This is a genomic window from Neptunomonas phycophila (assembly GCF_001922575.1).
In the GTDB taxonomy this organism is placed as follows: domain Bacteria; phylum Pseudomonadota; class Gammaproteobacteria; order Pseudomonadales; family Balneatricaceae; genus Neptunomonas; species Neptunomonas phycophila.
This window is the reverse complement of the sequence record NZ_MRCI01000001.1, coordinates 1,698,780-1,710,981: the sequence shown is the minus strand read 5'-3', so window position 1 is coordinate 1,710,981 and position 12,202 is coordinate 1,698,780. Positions and strand designations below refer to the sequence as shown.

Annotated in this window: 10 protein-coding genes; 5 read left to right on the top strand and 5 right to left on the bottom strand. The window is 44.8% G+C overall.

The features are described from left to right. Positions 1-948 carry a LysR family transcriptional regulator gene (locus BS617_RS07770; protein WP_075172272.1) on the bottom strand — a complete coding sequence of 316 codons (948 nt, stop codon included), beginning with the start codon at positions 946-948 and terminating at the stop codon, positions 1-3. Between the two features lie 134 nt (positions 949-1,082). On the opposite strand from BS617_RS07770, the gene ydiJ reads away from it, so the two are divergent. After that, entirely contained in the window at positions 1,083-4,142 is a 3,060-nt protein-coding gene (gene ydiJ / locus BS617_RS07765) for a D-2-hydroxyglutarate dehydrogenase YdiJ (RefSeq protein WP_075172271.1), read from the top strand. Between the two features lie 66 nt (positions 4,143-4,208). On the opposite strand, the gene BS617_RS07760 is transcribed toward ydiJ, so the two are convergent. Then, positions 4,209-5,351, bottom strand: coding sequence for a DUF5610 domain-containing protein (locus tag BS617_RS07760; protein ID WP_075172270.1), 1,143 nt, complete (start codon positions 5,349-5,351; stop codon positions 4,209-4,211). Positions 5,352-5,595: 244 nt separating this feature from the next. On the opposite strand from BS617_RS07760, the gene rraA reads away from it, so the two are divergent. Then, positions 5,596-6,090 (top strand): ribonuclease E activity regulator RraA, encoded by a 495-nt coding sequence (gene rraA, locus BS617_RS07755; protein ID WP_075172269.1) that lies wholly within the window; start codon positions 5,596-5,598, stop codon positions 6,088-6,090. 93 nt (positions 6,091-6,183) lie between these two features. Here rraA and BS617_RS07750 read toward each other — a convergent pair whose 3' ends face one another. From BS617_RS07750 to BS617_RS07740, 3 genes are all read right to left on the bottom strand, one after another. Next, on the bottom strand, positions 6,184-6,750 hold the full coding sequence (locus tag BS617_RS07750) for a DUF2889 domain-containing protein (RefSeq protein WP_075172268.1): 567 nt from the start codon (positions 6,748-6,750) through the stop codon (positions 6,184-6,186). 44 nt (positions 6,751-6,794) lie between these two features. After that, positions 6,795-8,093, bottom strand: coding sequence for an FAD-dependent oxidoreductase (locus BS617_RS07745; protein ID WP_075172267.1), 1,299 nt, complete (start codon positions 8,091-8,093; stop codon positions 6,795-6,797). Between the two features lie 127 nt (positions 8,094-8,220). Continuing rightward, complete coding sequence (locus BS617_RS07740; RefSeq protein ID WP_075172266.1) at positions 8,221-9,450, bottom strand: EAL and HDOD domain-containing protein; 1,230 nt, start codon at positions 9,448-9,450, stop codon at positions 8,221-8,223. A 134-nt stretch (positions 9,451-9,584) separates the two neighbouring features. Between BS617_RS07740 and ylqF the strand changes: the two genes are divergently transcribed. From ylqF to BS617_RS07725, 3 genes are read left to right on the top strand one after another with little or no spacing between them, the layout of a single operon-like run. Next, the gene (gene ylqF, locus BS617_RS07735) at positions 9,585-10,529 is read left to right on the top strand and encodes a ribosome biogenesis GTPase YlqF (RefSeq protein ID WP_075172265.1); all 945 of its coding nucleotides are present in this window, start codon (positions 9,585-9,587) and stop codon (positions 10,527-10,529) included. A 21-nt stretch (positions 10,530-10,550) separates the two neighbouring features. Then, on the top strand, positions 10,551-10,841 hold the full coding sequence (locus BS617_RS07730; RefSeq protein ID WP_075172264.1) for a hypothetical protein: 291 nt from the start codon (positions 10,551-10,553) through the stop codon (positions 10,839-10,841). 8 nt (positions 10,842-10,849) lie between these two features. Beyond that, entirely contained in the window at positions 10,850-12,025 is a 1,176-nt protein-coding gene (locus BS617_RS07725) for a BaiN/RdsA family NAD(P)/FAD-dependent oxidoreductase (protein WP_075172263.1), read from the top strand. Positions 12,026-12,202 lie beyond the last annotated feature (177 nt).

The following is a 12,202-nucleotide window of genomic DNA, read 5'->3' as shown; positions in this document are numbered from 1 at the left end:
TCATACCAATAGGTGTGCTGCCTTCTCGACACCAGGAGGCAGCGTTATATCTTTTAATAATTCTATAACCCTACGCATCAACTCTTCGCCTGCTGGGCTTAACGAGCGGCCCCTGCGAGTTATCAAGCAGAGTTCTCTATACATATCGGGTTGATCCAACGGCACAAATGTCAGTTCGGTAAACGCCGAGGTAGAGGCGGCTAGTGCCGGTAAAATGCTCACTCCCATTCCCGACTTAATCAATGAAGCTAAGGTTGCAGGTGTTGTGGCCTCGACGGCTGCACGTTTACTTATTGTGGGCCACTGTTGCAAATACTCGTCTAGTTGTAATCTTATACCGTTATCTATTGTTAAAAATATTTGTGGAAAGTTTGTGATATCTGAAGGGTTAATCAGCGAAGGGTTTTGGTCAAGAATAGGGTGGTCTTGAGGGAGCACTACCCCGTATTGGTCTTTAATTAGGGGGGTGTAGTGAAGGGTGGGTTGGTTGCTGTGGTTGCTCCCAATTCCAAAATCGGCGCGGTTGTCATCTACACCGGACTCTATACCACTAGCACCTTCCTCGATTATTGTCATCGCTACGTTCGGAAAATCCTGTCGGTATTGCGCAATAACATTGGGTAGTAGAGTGCTTACCACCGAAGCTGAAGCCGCTAACGATACACTGCCTTGTTGTTGTAAGGCGCTTGCTTTTAAATCCGATAAAGCAGCATCGAAGTCGGATACTAGACGTTCGGCGACAGGAAAAAAGCGTTCACCGGCTTGTGTCAGGTGGACACGTCGTGTGGTCCTGTCCAGTAATTGTATGCCGGTCTGTGACTCTAATTGTTTGATGGTGGCCGTTAGAGTGGATTGAGTGACATGTAAATGCGCAGCCGCTTGCGTAAAGCTTCCTTGGCGCGAAACAGCGATAAAGGCAATAAGGTGACGATAGTTGATGGGGAGCATGAGTTGATACTCAGGTTTATAGAGGTATTTAATTTATCATTTTTAGCGATTAATTCATTAAATTTTATCGTTTGAATGATTAATAAGACTTCTGCATTATGTGTGCATTCTAATTATATTGATGACAAGAACCCATGATCCCACGTATTTCTGTTGTTGAAACCACGGCTCAACGCTATCTGGATTTTATTAACACCCTAAAAGCTAAAGGCTTTAAAGGCGAGTTGAATAATGATTATGCGAACCGCATAGCGCTATCAACGGATAACAGTATTTATCAAGTATTGCCGCAAGGTGTTATTTATCCTAGATCAACTGATGATTTGGTGCTGATTGCACAGCTTGCTGCGCAGCCTTCTTTTAAAAGTGTGGTATTAACACCTAGAGGCGGTGGTACAGGGACGAACGGACAATCGTTAACCGATGGTTTGGTTGTTGATGTATCCAAGCACATGAACAAAATTCTAGAAATTAATGTGCAAGAGCGCTGGGTTAGGGTGCAGTCTGGCGTTGTTAAAGATCAATTAAATGCAGCTCTAAAACCTTATGGGTTATTTTTTGCACCGGAATTGTCCACGAGTAACCGAGCGACTGTCGGTGGAATGATTAATACCGACGCTAGCGGGCAAGGCAGTTGCATGTATGGTAAAACGCGCGATCACGTTTTATCTCTGACCAGTGTTTTCCTCGATGGCACGGTGTGGGATTCGTTTGCTTTAGAGGAAGATGAGCTGGAAGAAATCAAGCAACAAGCTGGGCTCATCGGCCAAGTGCATCGCGATCTTGATCTGCTATACACTGAAAAAAAATCGGTAATTGATGCCAAATTCCCACCTCTGAATCGTTGTTTGACCGGATATGACTTGGCGCATATTCGAGATGAATCAGGCCGCTTCAATTTAAATTCTATTCTGTGTGGGGGGGAAGGTTCATTAGGCTTTATTGCAGAAGCCAAACTAAATGTTCTGACTATTCCAAAATACTCGGCTTTGATCAACATTCAATATGACAGCTTTGAGACCAGCATGCGTGATGCTAAAGCGCTGATGGATTGGGGACCAACGTCAATTGAAACGGTAGATTCCAAAGTACTTAACTTGGCTATGGGCGATATTGTGTGGGATACGGTACGTAGCTATTTCCCTGTCAACGAAGGAGACCCTGAAATACAGGGGATTAATTTAGTTGAGTATACGTCTGATGATGAAGAGGAGCTGCGTGCTAAAGTTGACCGCCTAACGGCACACTTGGATGATGTTTCGGGCCAGCCTGGTAAGAGCTTTGGTTATACGGTTGCCTTAGGCGCGGGCGAAATAAACAAAATCTGGGGCATGCGTAAAAAGTCTGTGGGTTTACTGGGTAACGCAAAAGGCGAGCGACGACCTATACCGTTTGTTGAGGATACGGCAGTTCCTCCGGAGAACCTCGCTGATTACATCATGGAATTTAGAGCTGTGCTCGATAATCACGGATTAGCTTACGGGATGTTTGGGCATGTTGATGCGGGCGTTTTACACGTGCGTCCGGCTATTGATATGAAAGATGAGGCGCAAGAGCACTTAATTCGAGAAATTACAGATCAAGTGGCGGCGCTGACTCAAAAATATAATGGCTTGCTATGGGGCGAGCATGGTAAGGGCGTTCGTTCTGAATATGCCCCTGCATTTTTTGGTGAGCTATATCCTGAATTGCAGCGCATAAAGGGTTGGTTTGACCCAAATAACCAGCTTAATCCGGGTAAAATAGCGACGCCTCTGTTAGCCGGTGTAGAACTGCTAAAAATAGATGAGGTGCAAACACGCGGGCAATTGGACCGTCAGATTCCAGATGACACACGAGCGGCTTATGGGTCCGCTGTGTATTGTAACGGGAACGGTGCTTGTTATAACTATGATCCAAAAGATGCCATGTGCCCTTCGTGGAAAGGTACGCGTCAGCGTATACACTCACCTAAAGGCCGTGCATCTTTAACGCGAGAATGGCTACGCTTAATGTCTAATCAAGGCGTTAGTCTGGTGGATGCCAGTGAACAGGTGAAACAATCATCGTTCATCAAGTCACTTCCGGTGCGTATTAAAAACTCCCTGAATAAGAAGAAGGGTGAGTACGATTACTCGCATGAGGTACATGAGGCCATGAAAGGCTGCTTGTCATGTAAATCATGTGTGGGTCAGTGTCCGATTAAAGTCAATGTACCTGACTTTAAAGCTCGTTTCCTTGAAGTGTATTACAGCCGCTACCTGCGCCCAGTGAAGGACTATATGGTAGGCGGGTTAGAAATGATGATCCCGACTATCGCTAAATTCCCCGCGCCGTATAACTGGGCGATGGAAAATAAAGTCGTTAAACGAGTTCTGCGCCAAACAGTGGGTATGGTTGATAGCCCAAGTATTAGTGCACGTTCTTTGGTTAAAGGGCTACAAGAGAGGGCTGTGGAATTAGCAACACCACAGGTGATAGCTACCTTGTCTCCTGCTCAGCGAGATAAAGCTGTGATCATCGTTCAAGATGCATTTACGAGTTATTTCGAAGCATCATTGGTGCTTGATATAGTCGATTTGTTGCGTGAATTAGGCTTTTTTGTACTGGTCGCCCCTTTCATGCCAAATGGGAAGCCATTACATGTGCATGGTTTTATGAAAGCTTTTGAAAAGGCGGCTATAAAAAATGCAGACATGCTTAAAGCGCTAGAATCGCATGGCATCCCATTAGTGGGAGTGGATCCTTCTATGACATTAACTTACCGTCAAGAGTATGTTCAAGTCGTTGAGGTGACCCCGCAAGTTAATCTTATTCAAGAATGGTTAGCCACTCAGTCTGAGCGCATTAAAGAGCGTGCTGTGAATGTACGAAGCGGTGAATATAAACTGTTATCCCACTGCACAGAAAAGACATCGGCAGCACCGTCTTTACGTCAATGGCAATCAATTTTCACCGACTTAGGCCAAACATTGTCTGTGCAGCCTGTGGGGTGTTGCGGTATGTCCGGTACTTATGGTCATGAAGCCGATAACTTAGCGACCTCTCAGACCATCTATAACTTAAGTTGGAGTGATGTGGTTAACGACCCGGACAACAAAGGGAAGTTAGTGGCTACTGGTTACTCTTGCCGAAGCCAGGTTAAGCGGATGGACAAGCAGGTAATACCGCATCCTGCACAAGTATTGTTAGATTTGCTAAGGGCTGCCAGATAGAAGGCTAATCACTTTTATAGGCATTAAAAAGGGGCCCATAGGGCCCCGAAAGGTTTAGGAGTTATGCTACTCCTGATTGTGTACAAACGACGGTTGCATTCGGTTAGTCAGTTCAGCTATGGCATCTAGCTGGCTGTTATAACGATTTTGCTGTTCACTATCAGCCTCTCGATATCTTGCATCCTGCGTTACCAGTGACTCTAATAGTGTTTGGCTAAATTCGCGTATCTCCTTCACGAAGTCTAGCGTTGGTGCTGCGCTGGCATTTTCAAAGCTTTGTGCGTAGTTACCTAAGCGCTTAGCGGCATCTTGTGTCACCGCGTTTTGGTTTTCTACTTGGCTATATTTAGCCACAGAGCTGTATTGCTCAGTTTGTTTGAGCTGTAAGTTCATAGAGGATAATTCGGATTTATCCATCTGGTACTCACTCGCAATATCAAAGGCTTTTTGGATATCACCATCGAAAAATTCGCCAGCGATTTCATTCACGTCTTTAATTAGATTTTGAAGTGCGTCAATCTCATCATTATCTAAGTCGCCATTGACCGAAAATTGGTAGTTGCTTGCTTCGCTTCGGCTTATGTTGAATAGGGCAGATGTGTTTGAACCATCAGACTCAACGCCAAACGACTGCTCATAGCGGCTTTGATTGGAAAAGTTGATCGTTACTTCGTCGCCATCTTGGGTTGTTACTTTTAAAGACAGCGATTCTGACTGCTCATAGCGTTCGGCGGCTGTTAGTCGGCTGATAGTAGCGCTATTGGCCGCATCTTGAGCTGATGGGTTGATAGCATCCAAAGCAGCAAACGTTTGCTTTTCTGTCTCATCAATATTTTCTGCTATGGAGCCCTTAAGAGCACCTAAGTTGTCGAGAATATCTCTTGCTTCAGCAAAGCCTTTTTCTACGCCAGAAACGGCAGCGTTATACATATTCTGGATGTCTTCTTCTGAACGTCCACTACGACGAGCGGCTTCTAGCCCTTGAGCAACAAAATCTCCGATCCGGTTAGCTACCTTCTCAGGCGAGAAATCATCACTGTCCAATGATTTAAGATCCCCAGCACTCATGCCTGGAATATTTTCGGCTAATCGGTTGAGTACCGTATCTTCAGAAGCGGCTTGTGGCGTCCGGGCATTTAAAGAATCTTGGTAACTTACCATAGAGTTCTGAACACCGGATGTGAATTGTGAATACAATGTGATGGACATGCTCCCGCCCCAAACTTGATTTACTTATCATTTATATCGACTAAGCCTAGACTATCTAAAGTGAATCAAACGCCTGATTGAAAAACTTTCATCTTAATGCGTGCCTCACAAGGGTAAGGCTCAGTAATCAGCTAATGTCGAACTCTTAATGCCCCGGTGAGTAGGTCAATGGTTGTAGTGCATTTTGCAGGTGCGAAATTTACAATAGTAATGTCATGTCTTTTATTGCCTTAAGGAGAAACCCATGGAAGATTTATTGCCGGAACTATGTGATCAGTTTCCTGATTTAGTACAAGTTGTTGAGCCAATGTTTGGTAATTTTGGTGGGCGAGAAACCTTTGGGGGGCAGATTGTGACCATCAAAGCTTTCGAAGATAACTCTCTCGTGCGTGAACAAGTGGCTTTGCCTGGCAAAGGCAAAGTTTTAGTTATTGATGGCGGGGCTTCTATGCGCCGTGCCATGTTAGGGGATATGTTAGCTGAAAAAGCTGAAAAAAATGAATGGGAAGGCATTATCATTAATGGCTGTTTGCGTGATGTGAATGCCATAGGGCAGCTCGATGTGGGTGTCCAAGCGTTAGGTACACACCCAATGAAAACGGATAAGCGTGGTTTAGGAGATTTGAATGTCCCTGTCACGTTTGGTGGGGTAACTTTTGTGCCAGGACAATATGTGTATGCTGATAATAACGGTGTGCTGGTGTCTGCAGAGCCACTGACTTTGTCAGCTAAGAGCTAAGCAAGGCTGCCTATATGAGAGTTAAGCCATAGATGAAAGTTAATTGTCTATGGCTTATAAATCAGTTGGTTACGTAGCTTTTCTGTAGTGATTTCACGAATCGTTTTCAGCGTCTGATGCAAAGTGTGGCCACTTCCTTTTTACAACTGGGCCGCTTCGGCTCCACGAGTGGCAGGTATCCATAATTTTGGGTACAGGACCTGTCTCTGTCCAATCTTGCGTTTGGCGACGTATTTGATGGGTCGTTTGGAATGCGGTTGTTGCCATCGGGCCAAGCAATTCGATTAAATGGGTGCAGCCATTAATGCCCCCAAGCAAGGCTTTAACTTGTTTTGTAAAACCCCCTTTGATTTGTAATCCAATCAACTGTTTGTAAGCTGGGGTTATCTGGGGGCAATACTCAAACGGCGTACTATCCATTGCCGCTTCGGCATCATGTATTACCAAGTCCATATCTACGGTAATACGTAACCACATATCGTGGAGTGCCTGATTAGCTTTAAGCGTTTTATCTGAGGTATCAGGGTGTGGCATATCATAGGCTTTTACATCAGTCATATGGCCTTCAATGTCCCATAACCCGTCTTCACGTTTATAGCCTTGGCATTTGACGGAGCGGGTATGAAATAATGATCGATTTGAAGGTGTCGATAAAGGCATAGTTAAAAGCTTCTGTTAAGTTGTATCAAGGTCGGCAAAGCTAGTTATTTGCCTGCATTAATGAGTGCTGTCAGCGTTGCATAGTCAGTTATTTTTTTACGTGGTCTATCTTCTGTTGCTGCATTTCGTTCATGTTCATCGATACGTTTCCAGTCACTAAAAGACGTAATGAGCACAAGTTGAGTATCTAATATTGCTTTTATACCATGATAACCAATCTTGTCGCAGGGAACGCTTTGTTGCACTGCATTAATAATGTCTCTTGCTGTATTTACCGCATCAACCCGGTTGCTTTGAATGACACCCTTTGCCCCATTTTTACACCAGCCTACCGAATAAGTGGGTTCGGCGAAATTAAGCGAAGTCGGCGATTGCTCAAAGCCAATCGCAGTTATTAACGTATCGATCGGTAGTCGGGTCATGGTGTCATCAGAGGTACGTAAGTCGATAGCTTCTACTCGTTCTTCGCCATTTAATTTGACTGGTGTAGTTTCAAATATAAAGGTTAATCGTGGCGAGTGAGCTGGCCTTATCTTTACAAGGTCACCGTTGAGAACAGGTATTTTCCTAAATAACGCTAGGTTTTTTAGTCGATCTCTGTGGTGCTCTTTAGGTATCAGCTTGAGAACATCGGGTGGTAATTCCTCGGGTATGTTTGTGTCAGTGCGATAGCAGGCGACATTGGGAAGTTCTAAAATTTCGGCGATCATTCCTGAGGAAAAGTGAGCGTTCGCAGCGCTGCCTCGGCCAATTAAATAAATATCGCGGTTAGGTTGGGATTCGGTTAGGGCATTGATTACATGATCGGGCATGTCACTCTTTAAAAGTTGTTCGCGAGTTTTGAGTAATAGCCGAGCGGCATCTAAAGCAACGTTCCCATGCCCAATAATGCCAATTTTTGTACCAATATAGGGATGCTGGTTCTGAGTTAGATCCCCGTTATACCATGCTGCCAATGCCCCGGAAGGGTAGATCCCTTTTATGTCTTGGTTTGGTAAATCTAGCTGCCTATCGTGTGTGGCTCCTGTTGCCAACACGATAATGTTGTAGTGCTTTTCAAGCTCTAAAGGCGTTAATGATGCGCAGTAAGAGTGAGCTTGAGGGGTAGATTCTATACGCACACCTCCAATAAAACGCACATTGGGTCGAGCAAATGCTTTTTCTAATTGACGAGTAATGTTTTTGGTAATGAGATGGTCGGGAGCAACCCCATTTCTAACCAAGCCAAACGGCGTTGGTTGCTGATCAAATACGTCAATTTGGGCGTTATCGAGCTTTTTAGCTAAGTAATCAGCGATGTAGCAACCACTGGGGCCGCTACCTATGATGGCAATGTGTATCATGTTCTACCTTGGCGCTACTTGAATACATTCAACAATAGGTAGAGTGTAGCGTAGCCTGTAACGTGAGTAGAGAGGCCAGCAGCAATAAGCTTGAACTGGCCTTGGTCTGAATGAAGTGAGGTGGGCGTTAGTCTGTTTCGGCCATCGCTTGCATGGCTTCACGTGTCCAATCCAGTGATTCTCGGTAGGCTTGATCGTATAAGTCGGCATCAAAGTCTATTGGTAGGGTGTCCCAGTTCCCCGCAATAAAATCAATAACGCCGGTCAGTACTTGACCTATTTGCCCTTCGCCTGTGGTAATGGCCTTCTTAATTTCATCCCCTAGAGGCACTTGTTCCAACAGTTGATCCTGTTGTAGGTCGAGCAAGGCATCGAGTCCAGACATCATGCCAGCCATAAAGTAACTGGATGCATGATTGCTTTTTTGCGCTTCAGCAATCAGTTCAGCCATTCGACCGCGGATTAATAATGCTCTGGATAGCTCTTCGGGTTTGTCTGGGTTGGCTGTCATTGCGATGAGCGTCGCCCATTTTTTGACTTGTGGTATTCCCAACAAAACGATGGCATCACTAATCGACTCTACATTACGTACCAATGAATTAGCCGCCGAATTAACAATCCTGAGTAGTTTATAAGTCAATACCGGATCTTTGATAATTAGAGCTTGGAGTGCTTCAGGTTTGGCGTCGGGCTTTTGCAGCTCTTGAATTAGCTGCAGAAGTGCGACTTGACCGGTGTTAATTTTACGCCCAGTAATTAACTTGGGCTTACTCAAGAAGTGCCCTTGGAATAACTTAAACCCCAGAGAAATACACTCTTCTAGTTTCTCGTGCGTTTCTATTTTTTCGGCCAGCAACGTGACTTTAAAAGGCTTAATTTGTTTTAGTAAGACCACAACTTCATCGTAGCTATGATACATAACATCAACTTTAACTATGTGGGCTAGTTTCAAAAGGGGGTCGTATTTAGGGCTATAAATAAAATCGTCCAGTGCGATACGGTACCCGTCATCTACTAGGGCTTTGACGCCAGCAATAAATGCCTCATCAACTTCGGCGTCCTCTAGCATTTCAAGTACAACTTGTTTACGAGGAAGGTCCGGTATTTTTCCTTCTACAACAATATCATAGGTAAGGTTGATGAAAGCGGGAACACGCTTTAACGCACCGGCATCCGAAATTGAGGTATATGCATTAAGTAGCACTTCAGTAGTAGCCGCGCTTCCACCTAAAAAAGTTGCTTGTTCAGAATCTGCCTCACTGCGGTATAAAAGCTCATAAGCAACAACACGTTGCTTTACATCAAATATGGGTTGTCTAGCCATGAGAATTTGCGGTTGCAAATTAGCGTCGGACATTTGGCAGGTTCCTGTTCGCGTTTCTTAGAATATCAATATAGAAGCTAACGGCTGTTAATGCGAAAAATTGAGTGTAAATCAGCGTCTTCCTTTAGAGACTGGTATAATGTGCGCATCTACAGCAGGAGAATACGATGGCAATTAACTGGTTTCCCGGGCACATGCACAAGGCACGCAAAGAAATCGCTCAAGTGATCGATGAAATTGATGCCGTAATAGAAGTGCTTGATGCCCGCTTACCTAAGTCGAGTGAGAACCCGTTAGTTGAAAGTCTACGCAAAGGTAAACCTGTGCTTAAGATTTTAAACAAGGCTGATTTAGCCGATCCGGTTAAAACACAAGCTTGGTTAGACTTTTATAATGCACAAGAGGGCATTAAGGCGATCGCGCTTAGCCAAGATCAAAAAAAGCTGGTTCAAAAGATCCCAGATATGTGCAAATTAATGGTGCCTACTCGTGCTAACCATGATCGTCCCGTTAGGGCGATGATCATGGGGATTCCTAACGTAGGGAAGTCTACGTTAATCAATGCGTTGTTAGGACGTCGTATCGCTAAAGTAGGCAATGAGCCGGCTGTCACAAAAAATCAAAAACGGTATACCCTAAAAAACGGCATGGCGCTCTCAGATACGCCAGGTTTTTTATGGCCCAAAATTGAAGATGTCGATTCTGGATACCGTTTAGCGGCCAGTGGTGCAATTAGAGACACCGCCATTGAGTATGAATTAGTAGCCCTGTATGCCGCTAAGTTTCTGCTAGATACATACCCTCAGTATTTGGAAACACGTTATAAGTTAAAAAGTATTCCCGTTGGAAGTGATGAGTTGCTCGATGAAATAGGTCGTAAGCGCGGAGGCCTGCGCCCCGGCGGAGTTATCGATCGCCACAAAGCGTCAGAAGTGCTACTGCATGATATGCGTTCGGGTAAAATGGGTGCTATCAGTTTTGAAACAGTAGCAGAGTGGGAAATTAAGTGGGCAGAGCAGGAGCGTTTACGTTTAGAAGCGCAGGCGTTGGCCGAGGCGGAAGCAGAAGCTGAAGCAAACAAGAATGAGCGTACGGGTAATAAACCCTACTAATAGATTTAAGAGCTAAAGATTATGAGCCGAACAAAGAAAAAACGCCCAACTGTAGGGCATTTAGACATCCGTATATCACCTGATAAGCGCGATAAATTAACTGAAGAAGACAGCTACGAGACACGCCGTAAACGCGGACTCGAGAAAAAGAAAAAACATAAATCCGTGTATCAAAAAGTAAAAGAAGCGGAAGAGGCTAAAGCAGATAGTAACGAACAAAAACAGCCTAAAGGCGGACGTTTAGCCGAAAAAATCAAAAAAATGGCGCAGCAGCAACAAGCCGAACACAACAGCGATAGCGAAAAAGGTTAACTCATAGCGTGAAAACAGATGTGGTTGTTATCGGTGCTGGCGCGTCGGGGCTAATGTGTGCAGCGACGGCGGGTTACCGCGGCCGCTCGGTGCTTGTGCTAGAACACACTAAAAAAATAGGCCGTAAGATTTTAATGTCGGGTGGTGGGCGATGCAATTTTACTAATCTGCACAACACGAATGCTAACTTTGTGTCCAACAACCCCCACTTTTGTAAATCTGCTTTAAGCCGTTATCGAGTATCGGATTTTATTGAGTTAGTTGAGCGCCATGGCGTGGAATACCACGAAAAAACGCTGGGCCAATTATTTTGTAATGACAGCAGTAAAGAGATCCTGCAAGTTTTATTGACCGAATGCGACTGGGCTGGTGTAGACATCAAAACAGAAGCGCAGGTTGCCACTATTGAAAAAAAAGGTGATCGTTTTCTCATAACGAGCTCTATCGGTAAAATAGAGGCTGAATCTGTGGTAATTGCAACGGGTGGCTTATCTATCCCCAACGGTGGAGCGACCAGCTTTGCTTATGATATAGCTAAGCAATATGGCCTGACTGTACTGCCAACCACCGCTGCGTTAGTACCTGTGACTCTGCAGAAGGAACTGTTGGAGGTACTTAAACCTCTGGCTGGTGTGTCACACCCTGTTGAAGTGTCGGTAGGTGAAACAACGTTCCGTGAAAGTATGTTGTTTACGCATCGCGGTTTAAGCGGCCCCGCAATTTTGCAAATTTCATCTTACTGGACTCCAAACACCTATCTGGAGATCAATTTTTTTCCTGATGAAGATTTATACGCTTGGCTAAAAGCTCAACGTGAGGAGCGGCCTAAGTCAGATATCAGTACTGTTTTTGCACAACGCATGAGCCGCCGTATGGCGCAAATACTCTGTGAACTTTTTGACTTTTCAGGCCCGCTAGCCGAGCACAGTAATGAACAACTAGCGGCTATCGCTAACGCGTTTACCTGCTGGCATGTAAAACCATCAGGCACCGAAGGCTATCGAACCGCAGAGGTCACGCTAGGCGGCATCTCAACGGATGAAATCTCCCAAAAAACCATGGAAGCGAAAGCAGTCGAAGGCTTGTACTTTATTGGAGAGTGTTTAGATGTCACTGGGCATTTAGGCGGCCATAACTTCCAATGGGCATGGGCCTCAGGGTTTGTGGCTGGGCAGGCGGTTTAGTGGTTTTCTGGAATACAATGGACTGCTCAATCCAGTAGGTAAAAGTTTTTTCAGTACGTAAACGCTCACCACGAACGCTCATGGACTGGCGAATACTGTTAAGAAAAGGGCTTGTTTTCATTCGGCTCTTCTTGTGGATAAAAAATTAATAAAGCTATTTATTTCATACAGTATATT